The organism is Roseimicrobium sp. ORNL1 (assembly GCF_011044495.1).
Taxonomy (GTDB): domain Bacteria; phylum Verrucomicrobiota; class Verrucomicrobiia; order Verrucomicrobiales; family Verrucomicrobiaceae; genus Roseimicrobium.
Genome location: NZ_CP049143.1, coordinates 2,351,067 through 2,372,220 on the forward strand (window position 1 = coordinate 2,351,067; position 21,154 = coordinate 2,372,220).

Below are 21,154 nucleotides of genomic sequence, written 5' to 3' on the forward strand. Positions count from 1 at the left end.
GGGTACAACTCCTCCCATCGGAAAATCGAAGCGGTCGATTTTTTATTTCCCCAGAGAATGGGTAAATAATAATTTGGCAAATCTCAGCAAATACACCCTGCGGACTGAGGTGTCCGCAGGGATATCTGGTAAAAGGTCCTGCCCTTCTTCCGCTCGCGCTCTACTCCCGCCGTCTCCGGCGGAGTACCAGGCCTGCGAGGCCGAGCATCAACAGCATCGCGCGCCCAGGTTCAGGCACGGCGCCGATGACGACCAAGATGCCGTTCGATTCGAACAGGGAGCGATCCCAGGACAGGCCGGGCAGCAGCGTGGGGAGAATGAGATCCTGCTCTACGGACCAGGCACGGTCACCGGGGGCGTTCATCAGATTCAGGGTCGCCCAGTCCATGAGGTCAATCACATCGCCTGCCTGGTAGATAGTGCCGTTCGTGTGGAATTGAATGATGGCTCCGGAGTCCAGATTCAAGGCGCCTTCGATGATGAGCCGGTCATGTTCGGCAGATTCATTTTCGTACTCATTGATCTTCGTGGCATAGTACGCGGAAAGGTTCCCCATGTTCGCTGCGATACCGGCCGCATCGTTGTAGAACGTGACGCCAGCCAGCCCCGGTTCGAAGAAAATGCTCGGGGTGGTGCTTGCCGTCTGGCGATTTACCGTCAGACTTCCCAGCGTCAGCGTGCCGATTCCGCCACCCGGCATTCCGTTGCCCGGACCGATCTGCCCGCCATCGCGCACGATCGTGTGACCGCCGATGCGTCCGGTGCCTCCCAGTATCCCTGTGCCGGTGACTACCACTGTGGAGCTGCCGGTGGCAGAGCCCGTGGTATTCATGGCAAAGAGCGCGCCGCTCAGCACCTCCGTGGTGCCCGCGTAAGTATTCGTCCCGGAGTTGATGTATACACTGCCTGCCCCTGTCACCGCGAAGGTGCCGGTACCGCTCATCTGGTTGGAGAAGGTGATGTCACTTGAGCGGGCGAAAGCCAGTCGACCCCCGTTGAATACGACGTTGCTGGCCGCGTCGATTGAGCCCAGGGTGTCGCCATTGCCCAGTTGCAGCGTGCCTTCTGTCAGGGTCGTGGTTCCCGTATAGCTGCTGGCGTATGTGAAGATCTGCGTGCCCGCGCCGCTCTTCGTGTAGGAGAGGGTGCCGCCGCCACTGCCGTTATCTAGCCCCCCGTTGAAAACATAAGTCTCGCCTGCGGCCACCTTGGTTTCAAGGGAGCCATTCGCAGCAGCGAGGTTGCGCACCGCAGCATTGCCCCTGAGACCTCCGATGGTTTCACTCTTGCCATTCAAGAGGAAACTACCACTGTTCAAGGTCACAATGGAGGTATCGGCGATTTGGTTCGATTGATCGAGGATCAAGGTGCCGCTCACGGAGACGTTGCCTGCAATGGCTGTCGCTCCTCCGGATTTGTTCAGTCGCACTGTACCGCCGGAGACGTCGAACTGTCTGGTGAGGGTGTTTGAGCTTGTACCGCTCAATATCAGGGTTCCGGCACCTGTTTTTTCGAATCCATTGGTGGAGAGGACTCCTTCACCCGTGAGAAGCGCTTCTTCACTCACCACGCCGGAAAGCTCCAACTGGCGTCCGGTGCCCACCTGGAACCTGGCGGCACTGCTTCCCACGACCATCACATCGCGAGCGGTCACTGAATCCGTTCCCGTATCCTGCAGCGCCAGAGTGCCACCATTGAAAACGATCATGTTGTTCGTGCCGCCCGTGGAGTTGCCGATGTTGCTGTTCCCGGTGTCCGCGATCGTATTGACGATCAGTGCACCCCCGGTGAGGTAGGTGCCGCCGGTGTAGGTGTTGTTCCCAGTGAGCGTGAGACCGCCAGTGCCCACCTTGGTGAGGGCGGTGGCGGTGGTGTTGTCCACGATGGTGGAGGAAATGGTGGCGCCGAACCCACTGTTCACGATCACCACGAGATCGCCGCCCGCAGACCCGCGCAGAGTGCCGCCCGCGATGGTGGTTCCGGTACCGGTTGCAGTGCTGGTGATGAGAATGCCGCCGCTGGTGACGGTATTCGTACCTGTGAGATTCAGTGTTGTGGAGGCAGCGGCAAAGCGCAGGCTGTGCACCGTGAAGTCTGCCAGGGCGTTCTGTGTGCCGCTCACGTTCACGTTGCTCGTCGCGGTGGAGAAAGTGTTCGAGACATAGCCGGTATAGGCCACGATGGCTCCATCGTCACCGTTCGTGGCATTGGTCGCCCAGTCCGTTCCACCAAACGTGATGAATCCGCCGAGGATGCCGCCGGCATCATTCTTCGTGTCCGTAGTGGCGAGACCGGTGCTGGTATCCACGTTGAGTGTGGCGCCTACATCGCGCTGGATCGCATTGAGCTGGAAGCCAAGCGCACTGTTCGAGTGCGCGATGGAGGAAGCACCCGCCGCGAGTTTCAACCCGCCTACCACGTCCACAAACACACCGGCGGAGGTGCCCGCTGTACCAGCACGACGCAGCGTGCCGCCTGCAAGGGTGATCCGCTTGGCGTCTGCAGCTTTGTTATAGAACTGCGCGGCGGCTCCGCTGTCTACATACAGGGTCTTGGTGGAATCACCCAGATCTGCGGAACCGCTCCAGGTGGTGCTTCCCTGCTTGAGGTGGATATCGCCGAGGCCCTGCACACCGGAGCCTTCCAGCGCGAGTTCACCACCGCCGATCTTGGTCAGGGTGTAGCCGTTGCCTGCCAGCACGTTGTCGAAGTCATAGCGCACATTGACACCCAGAGTGGTGTGGCCGGTGAGCGCCGCGTTCCGGAGGTTCTGCGAGTCGCCGGTGTTGGCCACGATGGCACCCAAGCCATTCACACCGTGACCGGCGATTTCGAGCGTTTCATCGCGGTTGATGCCATTGCTGATATCCAGCGTCGCGCCTGCCTGCACCACGGTCTTGGCTGCAGCGGCTGTACCGCCCAGTGAGCCAGCGCCTCCTGTTGCCAGCGTGCCCTGGGCCACAGTGATGACGCCTGCATAGGCCGCGTTGGATTGATTCAAGGTGAAGGTGCCTGTACCCGTCTTGGTGAAGTTCAGGTTGGCACCAAGCTGTCCGGAATAGCTGCCGGAGCTGTTGTCGCCTCCTGCGGTGAGTGTCTTCACGCCGCCTGTGGTGTTTGTAATCATCCCGGCGGTATTGGTGGTCTGGCTGGTGAGCGAGGCTACGGTAAGATCGTTGCCATTGAGGTCCAGGGTGCCGCCCTCCACTGCAAGGGTATTTGCGGTGTTAATGGCTGCCGCGTGGTTCACCTGCAGCGTGCCGGAGTTCACGAATACTCCGCCCGTGAAACTGTTCGCCGAAGAAAGACGTGCCGTGCCCGTCCCGCTCTTCACCAGAGCGGTGGCACGCGCTCCGTTGTCTGCAATCGTCGCGGTAATATCCAGCAACGCGCTTGAGTTCTGGTGGAGGATGACCTCTCCCGTGCTGCCTGCTCCGGTGCCGCCGGTCAGGGTGCCGTTGCTGATGGTCACGGCGCTCGTGCCGCTCACCAGCAGGCCGCCGGATTCAATGCGAAGGCTTTCGCCATTCAGATTGACGTTGGTCGTACCTGCGGCGGCGATGTTCAGCGAGTTTACACGGCGATCGTTCGTGAGCGTGGTATTGCCGGTGATCTTCGCATTGGCCTCAAAGGTCCAGTTCGCCTCGCCCGTAGTCACATAGTCCGCAGCAGTGAGTGCGGTCACCCCATTTGTGTAGTCGTGTTTCGCAAACTCATTTCCCGTCGTGGCCCAGCCCCCGATGAGGCCGTGGTCGGTGCCAGAAATCCCGCCCATGACAATGCGGTTCGCTGTGGAGAGTCCCAAATTCGTTCCGGTGAAATTCACCGTCGCACCTTTGTTCCGCATCAGATAGCCAATGGTGAGGGTGGTGGTACCCGTGGTAGTGGACGTTGTGGAGATCGTGCTGGCCCCGGCCGCGGCGGTCGTCACGCTCACATTCTCTCTATAGTCAGCCTGGCTGCCATCATCCGCGAGTGCGAGTGTGCCGCCGCGAAGCGTGATGGCGGCATTGTCCCTGATCCGGTCATCGAGGTTCGTGACGGCGGTATTGGTCACCTTCAGCGTGCCGCCAGTGGAGAGGATCACCTCGCTGGTGCTGGCAAGTGCGCCTGCGCCAGACAACTCCAGCGTGCCATTCTTCACAGAGGTGGATCCGGTGTGGGAAGCCAGTCCGGTGAGCGTGAGCGTGCCGGTATTCGCCTTGGCCAGGTTCAGGGCCGCGCCGCCGCCATTGCGGATGATCCCGCTGAACGTGTCGTTCGTGGCGTTGTTGACGGTGATGGTGCTGACGTTGCCTGCGTGGAAGTTTTCGATGATGCCCGCCCCGCCGGTGCTCTTGATGGTGCCCACGGTGTCGCTGAATCCATTCAGCCGGAAGATGCCTGCGGTAGAGCCGGAGCCGGCGAAGTTCAGCACGGTGCCGGTATCGGAGATCTGGTGATTGCGATCCAGACGGAGGATGGCCTGGACGGCCCCCGTGCCGATATTCACCGTCACATTGTTGGCAATGGCTTGGGGAAGCTGGCTGTCTGAGTTGGGTGTCTTGGAAAGAGTAAGCAGGCCGCCATTGAGGTTCAGCGGACCAGTGAAGCTGTTGCTGGTGGCGCCGCTGAAGGTGACTTGGGCCGCCGAGGCAGCGGTCATGATCGTGAGCGAGTTTGCGCCGCTGATCACGCCACTGAGGGTGAGTGTGCCCGCATCGGACCTTATCGTGCTGGCACTGGCCAGGCTGACGCCGCCAGCCCAGGTATTGTTGCCGCTCACGTTGCGGACTGCGCCGGCGCCAGAGATACCGGAGCCATTGAGGGTGAGCGTTTCACTCCCGTAGGAGAAGCCCCCCTGAAACTCCACCGCCGCGTTGTTGCGCACGGTGACGCCTCCCGCCGTGGTCCCGGCGGCGGCGGCATTCCGCAGGCTCACCGCGCCTTGGGTGATGTCGAGCAGGCCGTTGAAAAGATTGGTGCCTGTCAGGATGAGGGTACCGGTGCCGCTCTTGGTGAGTGTGCCCGTCCCTGTGATGACGGAGCTGATGGTCGCGTTTGCATTCGCCACGATGGCGCCGTTGGTCATGCTGATGGCCGTGCCGCCGGAGATGGTGTAGGCGCCGGAGCCGGGAGCATTGAAGGTAATGCTGTTCGTATTGATCATCCCGGACAGGGTGATCGTCCCCGCGGCACCGCTGCCTGCGCCGAAGGTCACGGCATCGCCATTGGAGAAGTTCTGGTCATCCGTGCTGGTGCCGGTGTTTCTCCAGTTGGGACCACCTATGCTCCATGTTCCGCTGCCATCCTGGGCGCCGGGACTGCCAGCGCCGGCAGTGGCATCCCACAGTAGTTGATTCTGTGCATGCGCCGCACCCAGCCCCAAGGCGATCAAGATGCCGAGGGCGAGGAGGGGCTTGGAAACAGAGATGGTGAGGTGACGAAGGCGGGGGGAGGGGGTCATTTTGAGGGGGCCAAAACGGGCGCGGATTATGGTGTTTTTCCCCCGGTCCGCAAAGTGAATTCACCTATAGATGCCACCTTGGAAAGATCATGAATTGCACGAGCGTACGATCCCTCGTGGGCGGGCTATTTCCCGGGATGGGTTTTATTGCCCAAGGGGATGATGGATAACGGCTTGGATAGCGTGGGTTTGGGTCCCCAGAATAGGATTGCGGCGTGCGCGCATTCCTGTCAGCATCGGCTTTCAACCTCAACCACATTCCGACCATGGGACTGCTAGATGACCTTGGAAAAGAAGTGATGAACCGGGCGCTCGGCGGGACCACCGAGGCGGGCGCTACTGCCACCGCTACCGCCACCCAAGTGAACTGGATGCAGCTCGGCGTTTCGCTGCTGCAGCAGTTCGGCGGGCTGGACGGCCTGATGGCGAAGTTTCAGCAAAAGGGCTTCGGCGATCTCATCGCCTCCTGGGTGGGGACGGGGAAGAACCTGCCCATCTCCGCGGACCAAATCATGGAGGTTCTGGGCAAGCGGAACGTGCAGGACGTGGCCGCCCAGGCGGGCACGGATGCTGCAACGGCGGCGCAGGGAATTGCGCAGGTGTTGCCACGACTCATTGACAAACTCACTCCTGATGGCCAGCCTGTGGGAGCAGATGTCCTGCAGCAGGGCATCCAGGCCCTGCTGGGCGGCAAGCTGGGAGATCTCGGCAAGCTTTTCAGCTAGGTGTCGTACCCTCATCCCTCAACCCAATTCACCACCACGTACGATTCCGATGATCATGAAATACGCATACGCCACCACCTTGTTTCTCCTGGCCGCCACGTGCGCGCTCCAGGGCGCTGCAAAGGATGACGCTCTCAAGCCCATTCCCAAGGAAAAAGAAGGCAGATGGGGAATCTACAGCTACACGGAAGCCAAGGAGGAAGCTGGAAAGAAGAAGCGCCCCATCGCGGTGATCTATCAGGATGAGCGCGCGGAGGAGGCCTCTGAAAAGGCGGCCGTGCTCAAGACCTTCTGGGGTGTGCAGAAAGACGCCAGCGTGCTGCTGGTCGCTTCACGCCTGGCCCCCGAGGCCAAGACTCGTATCCCTGAGGCCTACACCGCCCTGGTCAGTGCGGAGGCGGGCAAGTCCCTGCCACGGCTCGTGGTGATGAGCCAGGACGGCACCATCCCGCTCGGCATCATGACGACGGAGCAGATCATGGCGTCCGATGAGAAGGGATTTAAGGAGTTCATCAAGAAGATGGATGAGGCGAACAAGAATCCCTCCGCTTCGAAGCTCGCGCTCACGACCCCCGGTGCGAAGCCTGCTGCACCTGCTCCCGCCGCGCCAGCCGCCACTCCGGGTGCTGCTCCCACCACTCCCGGCGCCCCCGCTGCGCCTGCCGGCCCCGTGGCCATCAAGGACCCCAAGCCCGAGAGCTGGACCAGCGCCGAAGGCAAGGCCGTGCAGATGACCCTCGTGTCCGTGAACGGCAGCGAAGCCACCTTCCAGATGGCCAACGGCAAAACGGTGCCTCTGGATGTCTCCAAGCTCTCCGATGCCTCCAAGAAGCGCGTCGAGGAACTCGTGACGGCGAGCAAGTAAGCAGCGACCACGAGCGCTCACATTTCAGAGTGAATCACGACTGGCGGATCTTCGGATCCGCCAGTTTTGTTTTGTGGGGTGGCGATAGCGATACGCTCAGTCAGGGAGGCAAGGCATGTGATTGGGACGTGCGACGTGCATTCGATTGAATCGCAAAGCAGCGAAAGCAGCAGAGCAGCAAAGAATTGGGATTGGGACATCCATGTCGCCTGTGCAGTGTAGATGTTCATGCACGTCTCGTGACTGGATAAGCGCCTTGCCATTTGAAGTAGCTCCTCAGGGCTCCACCTTGCGCGCAGCGCCTTGGAGTGCGGTGCGAAGCACCGCTTTGAGCGAAGGACTTGGCATTCGCGTTCGCACAACTTCAAAAGGAACCTCGCCGTGTGAGCTGGCGGATATCGTCTGCCCGCCAGGAGTGCAGCATGACGAGTTCGCTCCGTTCAAAGCGGTGCTTCGCACCGCACTCCAAAGCGCTTCGCGCAAGGTGGTTCGCCAAAGAAACCTTCCGTATCACCACGCTTGTTCCAATCACGAGACGCGCATGAACATCTACGGGGCTTCGGCGAGTCTCGCTCCTTGAACACAGCGTCTCTCACACGCAATCATTTGTTCCCTTTGCTGCTTTCGCTGCTCCGCTGCTTTGCGAATTTCAAAACACCGCAGCATTGCCTCACCACCGTCCGTCAGCACACCCCTGACCCCATCCCTTTTGCGCCCTTTGCGTTCTTTTGCGGCCATTCCTCAGTGACGAGCAGCGTCACCACCACCGTCCCCACCACTCCGCACCTCAATCGCCTCGCACACTTCGCGCCAGCCGTCGAAGCGCCACTGGTTGGGGAAGCCTTTGCACTGCACGGGCTTCACGTCTTGCAGGCGGCAGGTGTTCACACCTTCGAGGAAGAAGCAGGAGCCGTCTTCCTTGTCGATGAGCGAGAGGTGGCGGCGGTTCGCGCTGAGGCGCGTGTACTGCTGGACGAAGTCGGAAACCTCCATGCCCATTCGCGCGGCGATGGCATCCACCTCGGTGTCCGTCACGATCACATCCCCCGGCCAGCGGCAGCAGTTGCCGCAGCGTTGGCACAGGTAGGTCACGTGGGGATTGTCAAGCGACATGAGGGGGAGGGGGAGTTTTCGGTTTTCCCCGGCGGGGAGTCCATTAGAGTACTCCAGTGTCCGTGATTGCAAGATTTCCCCGGCCTGATCCGAAGCCCAATCCCCTGGGCCTCGAACTCTCGCTGCATTCGGAGGAGTCGCGCATTGAGCACGAGGAGAGCCTGGCCTGGATTCGCTGGATCTTCCAGAGCATCCGCGCCCGCCGCGAGAGCATCGTCTTCCGCACGGCAGCCACGAATCGCGAAGGCGTGCTGGCGGATTGGCAGGACTTTGCCGTGCAGGTCTGGTATCCGGCCCTCGCGCCCGGACTGCTGCACGCCTGGAAGGCGGCGCATGCGGAGGACCTCGAAGGTCTGCTGGCCGCAGGCGCGGAACTCGGGACGACCCTGCCGGAGGACGCGCGTGAATCCAGTGCCGCAGCCGGCGAGCTCCTGCTGAAGGCCACGCATGGCGCGAAATATCCCGGCGTGCTCGGCAGATTGCGCCAGGCACTCACACAGGAGCCCATCGACCCGCATCTCGCCATGGTGTGGGCCTCCGTGGCCAATCTCTTCCACGTGCCGCCGCTCGATGTCCTCGCGGAATACCTGCGCGAAGAATGGCTCACCGCCCTGCGCGAGCATCCCCAGCTTCATGAGCCCCAAGGCCCCCTGTGCTTCTCCGCCATGGCGCATCGTGCCCTGCGAGAGGCTGGCATGATGGGAGTGTCCATGCAGGGGTAGTCATCCCGGAAGGAATGGCCGCAAAAGAACGCAGAGAACGCAAAGGGGAGGTGGTCAGGGGTGTGTTTACGGGCGGGAGTGATGCAATGCTGCGGAGATTTGAAAAACGCAAAGCAGCGAAAGCAGCAGAGCAGCAAAGAGAACAAATGATGAGGTGAGAGGCGCTGTGTTCAAGGAGCGGGACTCACCGAAGTCCCGTCGTGCAGCGCAACAAACACTCGTGGGACGAAGCCTTCCCACAAGGCAAAGGTCGTCAGAAGTAAAGGCTCCGCCTTCCAATTTCCCACCCCCGGGACTTGAAGCCATTTTTCTATTGAGGGCAGCCTGTAAGTTGACTCCAATCAATCGATGAAGAAAATCGCACAATATTGTCTGGGTGTGCTGCTCTTTGGCGTCCTCATGTCGGCGTGTGCCGACCCCAGAAAGAACTACCCCCGTAGTGGGGTGGCTTATTTGCCCAATAAGGAACTCAGCAAGGTGACGCGAGCAGCGGTTGCCGGAGATCGGGTCGCAGCGTACAAGCTCTACCTGCACCATGGAATGGCCATGGGAGATCCCGTGGCAGGCGAGGCGTGGCACAAGAGAGCCAGAGAACTCGGGATCAAGGATTGAGAAGCGAACTCAAGTGGCAAAGCTACCACCTCGCCGGTCCACCCATGGCGCGTCTTGCATCGGGGAAGTTCCCGGAATCATAGCCCACGGACACTTCCATCTCTCCGTGGAGGGACAGAGGATCTTCGCGTTCCTTCTTTTCTCCCAACGTGTAGCTGCCTTCATCGCTGACCTTCTGCGTGGCACATTGGGAAAGGCACATTGCAGCAAGCGCAATCACCATCAGTCGAAGTGCACAATTGAAGGAGGTAGCCATCCGCATCGATACGCGTGAACGCTCCTGTTCGCAACCTCGCCTGCACGCCCACAGTTGCTCCCTTCGTTCACCACCTTCCAGCACCAACCTTTTTTGCGTTCTCTGCGTTCTTTTGCGGCTATTCCCTCAGGTGTATTCCTTCCTCGCGCCTCCATCTCCCCAGAACTCAAATGCGCACAAAGATCTTCTGCCGCCACAGCCACCAGCAGAAGAGCCAGATGACTGCCAGTACGCTGAGGCGGCTCATCATGGGGCCATAGGGTCCGGTGAACCAGTCTGCTCCGAGATGCCGTGCGAGGGTTTCGCGGATCCATCCGGCACTGAGCTGATAGAGGAGATATGCCGTGATGGAATTCATTCCCACCACCGTCAGAGGCGTGGCCCAGCGTTTCCATCCGCCGATGTCCATCACCGCATAAAACGCGGCCAGCATGAGAATGACAATGCCACCGCTCCACAGCGTCCATGACGGAGTCCAGATGCGCTTCACGATGGGGCACATGAAGAGCCCGGTCACCAATCCAAGGGCTACCAGTGCCACGCCGGCCACGAGCAGGACGCGCAGCTTCTTTCTGGAGCTGCCTTCGCGACGCAGGCGCTCGCCGCAGAGCAGACCCATGAGCATGGTCACCAGCGACGGCACGAAGTTGAGCGTTTGATAGCCGCCGTTGGTGTACAAGTAGGGCTCGGGGCGTGGGAAGAGATTGAGGAACCAGCGGTCAAAGGCAGCGGCGGCATTCACATGGGGATTCCACTTCGCGAAGAAGCCACTGAGCAAATCCTCCGGCTGCATCCACTTGAGGGTGGCGTATGCTGGAGGTGGAGCCGGGGTCCAGAAGGCAAACGCGGCCCAGTAGATGACCAGCAGCGCTACGCCGATGCCGATTTGCCACTTCGTGGAAATACGCGTCAGCAGAATCAGGAAGAAATAACCGAGGCCAATCTGCGCGAGCACATTTGTGAAGAGCCAGTTGGTGCCCTTGCTCCAGTTCGAGGCGAGCAGCACGCCGAGCAGGACGAGAATGACTGCGCGCACCGCGGCATGGCGCAGGATGGCGCCCCATGCATCACCCCTCGCCAGGCGCTTGGCCGTGGAGAAGGCAGCGGCCACGCCCACCATGAACATGAAGGCCGGCTGAATCATGTCCCACAGCACCCCGCCGGCCCAGGGCACATGGTCGAACCATGGAGCCACCTTTGCCCAGCCGCTGTCTGGCAGATTCTTGGCCACTTCCGGAATCCCCAGGGAGCCGGAGGCCATGAGCACCATGATGAAGCCGCGATAGCCATCCAGCGAGGAGAGGCGCTCGGACGGTGCGGGCACGACGGCGGCCTTTGCAGCCGGTGAGGAGGCGGGAGATGCGGTCATGCGCGGGAGCCCGGTGTGCGATGCGAAGCGATGGATGCTGGTATCCAAGACGGAGCGCAGCACCCGTATCTGTCGCTTGCGACAGATAAAGAGGACCTTCATGTTCAATGACGAGTGTCCTGGTGTGCCGCTCCTGGTGAAGAACAATCATGAAACCCATGTTCCTTGCATTGCTGGTTGGCCTGGCGTTTGGCTGCGTTGGCCTTTTCTTGGAGCTGTTTCGTGTCCCCGGCTTTTCCTACGAGACCGGGTACAAGCACCTTCAGATCTTTAGTTCGTTTTTTTATTCCGTCAGGTCAAAAAGCGATGTGGTCATGTCTGTGTTCGTGCTGAATGGCCTTCTCGGAACACTCCTGTCGTGGCCCATCACATTCCTGCTCTCCCGGAAATAGTGCCGTGCCATCCGGCCCACGTGCACGAAATACCATTGCATTTCCGGATCACCCGCACACTATCCCGCTCGATGAAACGCACCGCCGCTCTTCTCGCATTGTTGTTGTCCACCTCGGTACAGGCCGAGACTCCGAATCTCGCCACCACGCCGGTCCAGCGTCCGGAACCCGGACTTCAGGCCCGGCATGAAAAGTTCAACGCCATCTCGAAAGAGGGGAAGGCGGAGCTCGTGTTCCTCGGCGACTCCATCACCCAGGGCTGGGAAGGCAACGGCAAGGCCGTGTGGGAAAAGCACTGGGCTCCCCTCAAGGCGGCGAACTTCGGCATCGGCGGCGACCGCACGGAGCACGTGCTGTGGCGTCTGGAGCATGGCAACTTCGACGGGCTCAAGCCCAAGGCCATCGTGCTCATGATTGGCACGAACAACACCGGCCACCAGAAGCCCGATGGTTACCAGAGCCCCGCGAAGAACACCGCCGAGGGCGTGAAGGTCATCCTGGAAAAGCTCAAGGCCAAGGCTCCGCAGGCCAAGATCCTCGTGCTCGGCATCTTCCCCCGCGGCGCGACGCCGGACGACAAATGGCGCAAGCAGAACGAGGAGACGAACGCCATCATCAAGGGCTTCGCGGATGACAAGACCGTGTTCTACATGGACATCGGTCCCAAGTTCCTCGCCGCAGACGGCACCCTGACGAAGGAAATCATGCCCGACCTCCTGCACCTCTCGCCGAAGGGTTATGAAATCTGGGCGGAAGCCATCGAGCCCAAGGTGAAGGAACTGCTGAAGTAACTGTTCCTGCTTTCAAGGACACCATCTCACACCACACGATGGCAGCACTGGAGATCCTGGAGCTTTTGGGAGGGCTTGCCGAATGCTGGTGTTGGTTTGCGCTGACCGGCTCGTGTCTGGTGTGGTTGGTGACCTTGGGAAGTGTTTGGCTGGAGGATGATTCTCCGCACTGGGCGGCTCTGGTTGGTCTCATGCTGCACGCCGCGGTGATTTCGGTGGTGGTGTATTTCTGGGGGACTGGTGGAGAGAAGGGAAAGGTGGGAGGGGGACAAGCAAAGCCTGTGGCGCAAGCGAAAGCCGCCCAATGACGGATGCTGGAAGCGAACGTCTCGTGACAGGAATGAGCGATGCGACGCAGCGTGGTCCTTTGGTAAACCACCTTGCGCGAAGCGCCTTTGAGTGCGGCGAGAATCGCCGCTTTGGTGGGAGCTTCCAGGCCGGAGGCGCATGGAAGGTCACGAGACGTGCGAACTCGCCCTGGCGTCTGCGTCTGCCATCTGCTCCCACGCGCATTTACAATGTGCGTCTGAATTTTTGAACGCCATGTTTTTCCTGCTGTCCACTGTGCAAGTTCCGTTCTCAGATAGAAAAACCCAATCATGCCACTGGATTTAGACGTTGGAGATCTCTTTACCGGAAGTGACATTTGGATCTGGTTTCAGTTCACCGGTTCGGTCCTGGTGTGGCTGGTGACCTTTGGGCAGGTTTGGTTGATGGACAGCCATGAGCATTGGGCTGGCTTCGTCGGATTGATGCTGCATGTGGCGCTGATTGCCGGGTTGAACTACAACTTCGGTGGGAGGGATGCCCAGCACGGAAACCCGCCAACTCCGGCTGCCAAGGCGGAGGCTGTACTGACCCCCAAGGCCTCGTAGAACGAGACAACGATGCCACTGGACAACTTCAACATTGGCGACTTTTTCGCCGGTCGGGATGTGTGGGCCTGGTTTCAGTTCACGGGTTCGCTCTTGGTGTCGGTGGTGACATTCGGGCGGGTTTGGCCAAGGGACTTTTACCCGTACTGGTCCGGTTTCATCGGCTTGATGCTCCATGTGGGGGTGTTCGTGGGAATCTTCTACGTCCAACGCTTGGATGACCTGCCCCAGACGAATCAAAGTGCCCGACCTCCGGCGGCGAAAGCGGAGACGAGTCCTGCCCCCAAGGGCGCGTGAGAAATTCCAATCATGCCACTGGACGAAATCGCTGGAGGTTGTGTTGAGCTCATTGTTCGCTTCGTGCTCGAAGTATGCGGCGAGGGATTCCTGAGACTCGTCTGGAGCATCTGCCAGTACACCGGCGCGTCGATCGTGTGGGTGTGCACCTTTGGGCAGGTCTGGCCGCTGGACATCGAATACGAGAATCTCGCGGGCTCTGCAGGCTTGTTGGCCTACATCCTTCTCATCTGGTGGCTGGTGCGGATCTTCTGAGACCGGCGATTTTCAGATGGACGTCGCACTGCGGCGGTGACAGAGACGTATCAACTCTGCATCGATCCATGAAACTCACCCACCTCAATCTCTGGCATGACACCGTCCCTCACGCGGGGCCGCTGAACATGGCCATTGATGAAGTACTGCTGCGTCAGGCAAAGGAGCCATGGCTGCGGTGTTACTCATGGAGCGAGCCGAGTGTGAGCATCGGCTTCTCCCAGGACCCGGTGGCGCTGGCTGCCACGCTTCCGCCATTCCCCGTCGTCCGCCGTTGGACGGGTGGGGGAGTCGTGATTCACGATGGTGACTGGACGTACACGCTCATCGTGCCGCGCGACCATCCCTTCTGCGAGCTGCGCCCGGTGGAGACGTACCGCCTCATCCACGTGGCGCTCATGGAGGCGCTGGAGGGCATCGGTGAAACAGGCAGCGAACTCCAGCCCGTGAGCACGAGTGAAGGCCGCGGCGTCTGTTTCGTGGAGCCGGCCATGTACGATGTGGTGCGGGGCGCGGACAAGATTGCCGGAGCGGCCCAGCGCCGCAGCCGGATGGGTTTCCTGCATCAGGCGAGTGTGCAGAATGTGAAGCTGCCGCCCGACTTCGGCACCCGCTTTGCCCACACGCTCGCGGAAGGCGTGACCGACATGCCGCAGGCTGAGGTGGAGGCCCTGGTGCTGGCAGAGGCCACCCAACTCGCCACCACCCGCTACGGCGCCGCCTCGTGGATGGAGCACCGCCGCGATCTCGGTGAGCCCATTCCCGGTCAGGCTCCTGCGTCTCCCCCAGCCGCAGTGGCATGATGGCATGAAGTGAGCTGAGAGTCTTCCACCAGCCCCTCCCATGCGTCTCTTCGTCTACGGCACCCTCAAGCGCGGCCTCTGCAATCACGGCTGGATGGCCGGGCAGCAGTTCATTGCCGAAGCGCGCACGGCTCCCGAGTACCGCATGGTGGATTGCGGCGGCTATCCCGGCATGTTCGCCGTGAAACTGGGCGGCGTGAGCATCCTGGGTGAAATATGGGAGGTGGATGAAGCGGGAAGGCAGAAGCTGGACATCCTGGAGGATGTGGAAGGCGGTGAGTACGCCCTGGAGCCGGTGCAGCTGATGGATGACAACGATGCTGCTGCTACCGACGGTGTGATGGAACCGGTGTACACGTACATCTACAAGTGGACCGTCGTGCGCATGCCGGATGCAGGAACGGATTGGAGAACGTGATTTCCGGAGCTGGATTGCGATTGACATCCTCCGGCAAAACCAAGAGCCTTCTCGTTGTCGGGCTTTGCCGAGTTCGAGCAGTCCGACGCGCATGGCCCTCCATGAAAACGCTCTTCTCATTTCTTCTGGCGTGCCTCATGTTTTCAGGATGCCTCTGCCCTTCACTGCTGGCCTTGGATGATGGCATCTATCTCCTCAAACAAGGACCGTCCGACAGTGAGATCAGGCTCGTTGGTGGATATTCGGGGGCCATTGATCGGAGGCTATCCACGAACGAATACAACATCAGGGTCGAGTCACGGAACAATTGGAATGATTCATTCTCGATATTCCTGGAGATCAACCGGGACTTCAGCGTGGAGACGAGTTCCGATCTTGCCATCGCGCTCGATGGTCAACTCTATGCTCCCATTGGGATGGAACACGAATGGCTGAAAACCTTGAGTGGAGAGGCGAAGAATGTGCTGATTGACGAGAAGCTGGCCACGCGGATTGCAGGTGTGGGCCGGGTTACTGCCCGGCTGCGCAAGCACCCCGGTCACAAGCTGGCAATCCGCTTCGCTTGCAAGTCCAACGCCTGGAAGGTGCGTGCTGCGCAAAAAGAAGGCGCGGAGTTGGAAGTGCTGCTCCAGATAAAGAACCTGGGGGAGCAGTCCGTCTTTCTTCCCCAGGAAAGCGAGGGTCCTGCCCGGAGCTCGTGTCTATCGCTGGTCCCTCGTGAGGAGTGGGCCCCGTTCTGCCGTGACGTCAGGGGCGAGTCCCAGAAGGTGACTTTTTGCAGCACCGTCGAACTTCAGCCTGGTCAATCCATGACAGTGCGAAAGGAAAATCTCTTGAACTGGTACAGACCGACGATTCAAGGGCGCTTCGTCTTCCTTGGCACCTACGAATTGCCCATCTATGAGCGCATGGAGTCTAAAAAGCCAATCTGGGTCGAGCAGGTGTCGGGAGCTTTTGAGGTGACCTTTGAGGAGTAAGCTTAAGCAAATAGAATCATCAAGCTCTCCCCATCAGCCACCTCCTCCATGAAGGCACCATACAAAGCCTCTCTCTTGCGATTTCTGATTCTGCTTTGGCTGGGGATGGTGGCAGGTCCGGCGATTCAGGCAGACCCTGTGTATGGCATTTCCGTCTTGGATGCCAGAGGGAAAGAGTCGACGGCCTTCGTCGCAGGCAACAAGGGCAAGCTGCTGTTTGTAAGCAGCGCCCGCAGCGGCAAAAAAGTATGGAGCCGGGAAGTTGGGGGCACGCGTCCTCACGGTCTCGTGATGCATCTTTCGCGAGATGGGAAAAGTGCCCTCCTGATCCACTACTATGGCGTCAAGTCGGAGTCACTCTACTGGCTGTCGTTGGCCGAGGGGGAGGCAGGCGCTGCTAAGATTCCGCTGGAAGGGTTTGAAAAGTTGGTGGCCTCGACCTGCAACGTCGATGAGGCATACATTATAGAGACACACTTCGACATCGTGAAATGGGATGACCGTGGCCGATGCCATCTGAAGTGGAGGAGCAGCGCGAGACTACCCGATAACTACGTGGAGCACACCGGGATCGTGACGGTCACACACGACGGCACCGAGGCACCGAAGCTGACCATGGGCAAGTTTCTCATCAACCTGCCCATCGAAAAGATGAAGTCCATCAAGTACCTGGATCTTCTGGATAAGGAGTGAATGCTGCGACGAGGTGATTTGATAAATGACACCTTATAAGCCTTCCTTTAAATTGCCTGCCGTTGCGAGATTCGTGCAATTGGCAACAACAGGAATGGTATAGTTTTTGGCATATCTGTCACCAAGACGGCCGGGTATGCATGAGAGCAATAACGGCTCTATGTACGTTCGGAGGTGTTGGTGGTCAACGGATCGCATCACCTCACATTCTCCCAACTTCCATGAAGTTCGCTGCTTCCGGGCGTTTGCTCGGCTTCGTTGGTCTCTCGCTGCTGGTTCAACTCCCACTTGCCGCTCCGGCCCTCGCCGGAAGTGCCCCGCCTGCCAAGAATGCCGTCATCGAGCAGGAAGCTCAAACGCACCCCATGTATCTGGGCACCGTCACCGGTGGGGTGAAGACTAGTGACGAATACACCGAGGGAAACTTTTCCATCGTGGCGCCCGTGTGGAGCACGCTGGGCGCGGATGCGACGCTCAGCGGCGATGTGATCTACCTCGAACCCTACACCTCTTGGGGTGAGCGTGGCGAAGTGGCCGCTTCCCTTGGTCTCGGCTGGAGGCATCTCTTTGGTTCGCAATCCGTCGCCGCCCTGAATCAGCATGATGCACCACAGGCTGGCTTCTTTGACGAAGGCATTTTCATCGGTGCGAATGTCTTCATCGATATGCTGGATACCGAGGCAGACAACCAGTTCTGGCAGCTCGGCGTGGGTCTGGAAGTGGGCACGCGCTATGTGGAATTGCGCGGGAACTACTACATTCCGCTCTCCGACCGGCAGCTTGCCGAAGAGACCCGGACGGTCGAGACGATTCAACGATCCAGCACCAGCGCTTCGCAGTCCATCACCCCGACGGGTGCTCTTTATGCCACGGGGAACAGCATTGCCCAGAATGCTGTCTTCACCACCACGGCTACCACCACCGTCAGCACCACGACCATCGAGCGGCTCTTTCGTCGCTATGAAGAGGGCATGGAAGGCTGGGATGCGGAACTTGCGGTATTGATTCCCGGTCTGGACAGATACTTCGACCTTCGTATCATTGGGGGCTATTACAGTTTTGACAACCAGCCCTTCGGTCCGCAGGAAGGCGGCACTGGCAATGTGGAAGGCTGGAAGACGGGCGTAGAGATTCGTCCCGTGCCGGCCGTCATTCTCACAGGCACGTGGTATGAAGATGAACGTCTCACCGGCAGCGACTGGACGGTGGGAGTGCAGTTGCAGATGCCGTTCGAGCTTGGTGACTTGGGCGATGGCAAGGGCTTCTGGGATCGCATTGGAGACGCCTTCACGCCGCGCCGCCGTCACCTTGTGGAGCGTCTTGCCGAGCCGGTGCGTCGTCAGAATGCTGCCATCAAGGTGGCCAATAGCGTGGATACTGAGACGCACGCGGATACTGAAGTGAAACGCGTGACGAAGGTAACACACAGGAACGGTCGACTGGTGATTGCCGATGACATCATCTTCGTGAATAACGGAGGCGCCGTGGGGAATGGCATTTCACAAGCCGGGCCTGCGGAGACCGGGGCGGCAGAACAACCCTTCAATACCATCCAGGAAGGCGCGGACCAGGCGGCGCTCAATAACGCAGCCACACGACGCTTGTGGACGGTGTACACCCAGGGAGCGGGTGCGCATGGCGGAGGTGCTTACAATGAAAGTGTGACCATTGGCGCGAGCACGCGCTTCATCAGCTCATTGGTCCCTGTCGTTGGTCCTCATGGGGAAACTTTCGGCAGTGGCGACCGACCGCTGGTCCAGGGAGGATTTGCCGGAGTGAATACGCCCGTTCCCATTGTTGCACCGCTCTCGTTTGTATCCGTGGCAGGATATGAGATCGCCGGTGGTTATCAGCCTCAGAACAGCGCTTCAAAACTTGTGCCAGGCGTCGCGCTGGGAGACGACAATGCGGGCATCATGCTGCGCAATGTGAGTCGGGTCGAAATCGTGGACAATGTCATTCACGACATGCCTTGGCATGGCATTGTAGCCCGCCGTGATGATGCAGGGAACCTGAGCATCCTCGCCCGGGGGAACCATGTCAGTGATGCCTGGGCAGGCATTGTAGTATCAGGCAATGCGGATCTCGAAGTGCAAATAACCGGAAATACCGCGAACAACAACCTGGGTGGGGGCATCGATGCCTCCACGACGGCAGGTGTCATTTCCGGTGTGGTGTCTGGAAACACCTCTCTGAATACTGCCAATGGCGCGGGATTTTACTTGTCGGCACAGACGCTGAGAGTGGATGTGCTGGCCAATCAGAGCAACGGCAACCGCAATGGCATCAGCATGGAAGGAGGTTTCATTGATGGCGATTTCAGCGGGAACACAGTCAATGACAATTGGGAAAGTAACATCTACATCGCGGGAGGTGGTTTTACCGGCGACATCACGAACAACACGGCCTCTTACACTGCGGTCAATGGCATCTACCTGGCACTGAGTGACGGGTTTACCGGGAATATCGCCGGCAATACCACCACCAACAATTTTGATATCGGTTTCTTCATCTATGCTCCGACATTCTCCGGCTCGTTCACCGGGAATGTATCCAATGACAATGGAGGAGATGGATTCCGCACGGAAATCGGTTCGATTCTCATCGGGCCCTTCAATGGAAACAGTGCCTCCGGCAACGGCGGGGCCAATTTCCAGAACTTGGGCGCCCCCCTCGCCAATCCCTAGCAGTCGTCATGAGCGTGCATTGAGCGGTCTCGGAGCGCTCTATGCTGGTCATTCGGAAATACCGTGGAGGACAGCACATTAAGCGGGATTCGCCTCGATCCGTCCGGCCCAGCATCTGGTAACCCTGCATTTACCGGCAGCGTCTCAGGCAACGTTGTTCACTTCATGAGATGATGAGTGAGGCCGCCGGGATGCAGTTGACAGGCGTTCATGAATCCGGCACGATTTTTGCCAGTGGTTTTCAAACGAAGTGATCGTATCACTGCATCCCATCCCATATCCCTATGAAACTGCTCCTGCTTCTTCTTCCTGTGTGTTTCTTGAGCCTGGCCATGATGGGCTCTCCCAACAACGCGAAGACCAATGATGGTCTGGAGTCCTATCAGTCAAAGAACCGCACGGGCAAGACCTTCATCTCCGTGTACATGGAGCCGAACTGCAAGGGGCGTGCCACCAAGATTGAAGTGCCCTCCGAGCTTGCCAGCGATGCCGCCTTGAAGGAACTGGGAATCAAGAACGACAGCATCCGCTCCATGAAGGTGCCGGAGGGCGTGACGGTGTCCGTTTTTGATGGGGCGGGATACAAGGGGGATACCGCCGTCTTCAAGACCGGTGAACACAACAGCCTGGGAAACCTCGACCAGCGCGTCAGCTCACTGAAGGCGACGCTGTCTGGGGCGCCGTAGGTGGCGGGCCGGGAAGGCGAGTGAGCCGCAGAGGGAACTTCGGAGACTGAGATCTCCGAAGCGGATGGTGAGGCGACGACGATTGCAGGTGACGGAGCGCTTTGCGTCGTGGAGTGCGGTGGCATAGGCCTCCCTTGAGGCCGCGACACCGCTTTGAACGAAGGGGTGCGATATCCAGTGTTCTGTTGGCGTCCAAACATCCCATGGCATGGCGAAGCGGTATGGTGGGAATTGGTAAATTATCAACCAGGGATCATGCCTTGGGCTCCGGTCAAAGCGGTGTCGCGCTTGAAGCTTGCCACCGCACTCCACGACGCAAAGCGCTCCGTTATCTGTATTCGCCCTTTCAGAATCATCGCCGCCGTCTTGCTGCTAGCGGCGTAACAGCGTTGTGCGCAAACTCAGCCGGTATGGTGAGCGCTGCCGGGGACAGGAATGTCCCCGATCCTTGAGAGGTGCAGAGTGCTCCCTCGCTGCTCATTTTGCCGCATTGCTCGCCTTGCGGTACCTCTCCACCTCACTCAATCCTTCTTCAGCAGCTTCTGGATGTCGAACTCGCTGTAGCCCTGGCCCTGACCGTCGTTCTGGAGAATGAGGGGACGCGGGGAGGATTCCTGTTTCTTCAGGATGCTGGGCTCAGCTTTGGTTTTGAAGGTGTCGTCCCCGAAGGAAGAGGTTTTGTCGGCGAACTGGGATTTCTTGTCGCCGTAGCGGTTGAGCGGCGATTCGTAGGTTTGATTCGCCATGGCGTTCTCCTTGTCACTGCCCTTGAACATCTTGCCGAACAGATTGCTCTTCTTGTCTGCCTGGGCGTAGGTGTCGGTCTTGAATTGCTTGTCGCGGTACTTCTTCCCGCCGGCGAAGCCCTTCGTCTTGAAGGTGCCGTTATCCACCTCCTTGCCTGCGTTGTAGACCTTCTTGGTGAAGCCGCTTTCGATGCCGCGGGGGTTGCGGAACTGCTGGTCCACGCGTTCGGACCATTTCATCTGCGAGTACTTCGGCTCATTCTTTTTTTCCTTCGGCTTGCTGCTGCAGGATGACAGCGAAGCGGCAAGCACAAGGGAAACGACCACGGCCGGCAAACTGCGGCAGAGGTGCAGATGGATAACGGACAGGCGCGTGACGCAGCGGGGGGAGCGGGACAGCATTCGCACGGGAAGGAGAGGCACAGG

Annotated in this window: 21 protein-coding genes; 16 read left to right on the forward strand and 5 right to left on the reverse strand. The window is 59.5% G+C overall.

The annotated features are described in order from the left end of the window. Nucleotides 1–160: 160 nt before the first annotated feature. On the reverse strand, nucleotides 161–5,446 hold the full coding sequence (locus G5S37_RS09450) for an autotransporter-associated beta strand repeat-containing protein (RefSeq protein WP_165203049.1): 5,286 nt from the start codon (nucleotides 5,444–5,446) through the stop codon (nucleotides 161–163). 266 nt (nucleotides 5,447–5,712) lie between these two features. Between G5S37_RS09450 and G5S37_RS09455 the strand changes: the two genes are divergently transcribed. Both G5S37_RS09455 and G5S37_RS09460 read left to right on the forward strand, forming a co-directional pair. Then, nucleotides 5,713–6,171, forward strand: a complete 459-nt coding sequence (locus tag G5S37_RS09455) for a YidB family protein (protein ID WP_165203051.1) — start codon at nucleotides 5,713–5,715, stop codon at nucleotides 6,169–6,171. A gap of 55 nt (nucleotides 6,172–6,226) precedes the next feature. Then, nucleotides 6,227–7,036 (forward strand): hypothetical protein, encoded by an 810-nt coding sequence (locus G5S37_RS09460; RefSeq protein WP_165199466.1) that lies wholly within the window; start codon nucleotides 6,227–6,229, stop codon nucleotides 7,034–7,036. 741 nt (nucleotides 7,037–7,777) lie between these two features. On the opposite strand, the gene G5S37_RS09465 is transcribed toward G5S37_RS09460, so the two are convergent. After that, the gene (locus G5S37_RS09465; protein ID WP_165203053.1) at nucleotides 7,778–8,149 is read right to left on the reverse strand and encodes a YkgJ family cysteine cluster protein; all 372 of its coding nucleotides are present in this window, start codon (nucleotides 8,147–8,149) and stop codon (nucleotides 7,778–7,780) included. Nucleotides 8,150–8,211: 62 nt separating this feature from the next. Here G5S37_RS09465 and G5S37_RS09470 point away from each other — a divergent pair, with 62 nt between their 5' ends. Both G5S37_RS09470 and G5S37_RS09475 read left to right on the forward strand, forming a co-directional pair. After that, nucleotides 8,212–8,871, forward strand: coding sequence for an urease accessory UreF family protein (locus tag G5S37_RS09470; protein WP_165203055.1), 660 nt, complete (start codon nucleotides 8,212–8,214; stop codon nucleotides 8,869–8,871). A gap of 348 nt (nucleotides 8,872–9,219) precedes the next feature. After that, on the forward strand, nucleotides 9,220–9,483 hold the full coding sequence (locus tag G5S37_RS09475) for a hypothetical protein (protein WP_165203057.1): 264 nt from the start codon (nucleotides 9,220–9,222) through the stop codon (nucleotides 9,481–9,483). Between the two features lie 22 nt (nucleotides 9,484–9,505). Here G5S37_RS09475 and G5S37_RS09480 read toward each other — a convergent pair whose 3' ends face one another. Together G5S37_RS09480 and G5S37_RS09485 are read right to left on the reverse strand one after the other, a co-directional pair. Further along, the gene (locus G5S37_RS09480; RefSeq protein ID WP_165203059.1) at nucleotides 9,506–9,739 is read right to left on the reverse strand and encodes a hypothetical protein; all 234 of its coding nucleotides are present in this window, start codon (nucleotides 9,737–9,739) and stop codon (nucleotides 9,506–9,508) included. A 166-nt stretch (nucleotides 9,740–9,905) separates the two neighbouring features. Then, nucleotides 9,906–11,210, reverse strand: a complete 1,305-nt coding sequence (locus tag G5S37_RS09485) for a DUF5009 domain-containing protein (RefSeq protein WP_165203061.1) — start codon at nucleotides 11,208–11,210, stop codon at nucleotides 9,906–9,908. A 47-nt stretch (nucleotides 11,211–11,257) separates the two neighbouring features. Here G5S37_RS09485 and G5S37_RS09490 point away from each other — a divergent pair, with 47 nt between their 5' ends. The 12 genes from G5S37_RS09490 to G5S37_RS09545 all read left to right on the forward strand — a co-directional run bounded on the left by G5S37_RS09490 (nucleotide 11,258) and on the right by G5S37_RS09545 (nucleotide 19,982). Beyond that, the gene (locus G5S37_RS09490) at nucleotides 11,258–11,500 is read left to right on the forward strand and encodes a hypothetical protein (protein WP_165203063.1); all 243 of its coding nucleotides are present in this window, start codon (nucleotides 11,258–11,260) and stop codon (nucleotides 11,498–11,500) included. 71 nt (nucleotides 11,501–11,571) lie between these two features. Beyond that, nucleotides 11,572–12,291 (forward strand): platelet-activating factor acetylhydrolase IB subunit, encoded by a 720-nt coding sequence (locus G5S37_RS09495; RefSeq protein ID WP_165203065.1) that lies wholly within the window; start codon nucleotides 11,572–11,574, stop codon nucleotides 12,289–12,291. 38 nt (nucleotides 12,292–12,329) lie between these two features. Next, on the forward strand, nucleotides 12,330–12,599 hold the full coding sequence (locus G5S37_RS09500) for a hypothetical protein (RefSeq protein ID WP_165203067.1): 270 nt from the start codon (nucleotides 12,330–12,332) through the stop codon (nucleotides 12,597–12,599). A gap of 291 nt (nucleotides 12,600–12,890) precedes the next feature. After that, nucleotides 12,891–13,166, forward strand: coding sequence for a hypothetical protein (locus G5S37_RS09505; RefSeq protein WP_165203069.1), 276 nt, complete (start codon nucleotides 12,891–12,893; stop codon nucleotides 13,164–13,166). Between the two features lie 12 nt (nucleotides 13,167–13,178). Beyond that, nucleotides 13,179–13,463: a hypothetical protein gene (locus tag G5S37_RS09510; RefSeq protein ID WP_165203071.1), complete on the forward strand. Its 285-nt coding sequence runs from the start codon at nucleotides 13,179–13,181 to the stop codon at nucleotides 13,461–13,463. A gap of 12 nt (nucleotides 13,464–13,475) precedes the next feature. Next, nucleotides 13,476–13,718 carry a hypothetical protein gene (locus G5S37_RS09515; protein ID WP_165203090.1) on the forward strand — a complete coding sequence of 81 codons (243 nt, stop codon included), beginning with the start codon at nucleotides 13,476–13,478 and terminating at the stop codon, nucleotides 13,716–13,718. 68 nt (nucleotides 13,719–13,786) lie between these two features. Next, complete coding sequence (locus G5S37_RS09520; RefSeq protein WP_165203092.1) at nucleotides 13,787–14,521, forward strand: hypothetical protein; 735 nt, start codon at nucleotides 13,787–13,789, stop codon at nucleotides 14,519–14,521. 40 nt (nucleotides 14,522–14,561) lie between these two features. Next, entirely contained in the window at nucleotides 14,562–14,939 is a 378-nt protein-coding gene (locus G5S37_RS09525; protein ID WP_165203094.1) for a gamma-glutamylcyclotransferase family protein, read from the forward strand. Between the two features lie 101 nt (nucleotides 14,940–15,040). Further along, nucleotides 15,041–15,916 carry a hypothetical protein gene (locus G5S37_RS09530; protein WP_165203096.1) on the forward strand — a complete coding sequence of 292 codons (876 nt, stop codon included), beginning with the start codon at nucleotides 15,041–15,043 and terminating at the stop codon, nucleotides 15,914–15,916. A 48-nt stretch (nucleotides 15,917–15,964) separates the two neighbouring features. Next, nucleotides 15,965–16,609, forward strand: coding sequence for a hypothetical protein (locus G5S37_RS09535; RefSeq protein WP_165203098.1), 645 nt, complete (start codon nucleotides 15,965–15,967; stop codon nucleotides 16,607–16,609). A gap of 221 nt (nucleotides 16,610–16,830) precedes the next feature. Next, nucleotides 16,831–19,296, forward strand: a complete 2,466-nt coding sequence (locus G5S37_RS09540) for a right-handed parallel beta-helix repeat-containing protein (protein WP_165203100.1) — start codon at nucleotides 16,831–16,833, stop codon at nucleotides 19,294–19,296. Nucleotides 19,297–19,580: 284 nt separating this feature from the next. Continuing rightward, a complete protein-coding gene (locus G5S37_RS09545) occupies nucleotides 19,581–19,982 on the forward strand; it encodes a beta/gamma crystallin-related protein (protein WP_165203102.1) in 402 nt (133 codons plus the stop codon). A gap of 521 nt (nucleotides 19,983–20,503) precedes the next feature. On the opposite strand, the gene G5S37_RS09550 is transcribed toward G5S37_RS09545, so the two are convergent. Then, on the reverse strand, nucleotides 20,504–21,130 hold the full coding sequence (locus G5S37_RS09550) for a hypothetical protein (RefSeq protein ID WP_165203104.1): 627 nt from the start codon (nucleotides 21,128–21,130) through the stop codon (nucleotides 20,504–20,506). Nucleotides 21,131–21,154: the final 24 nt, after the last annotated feature.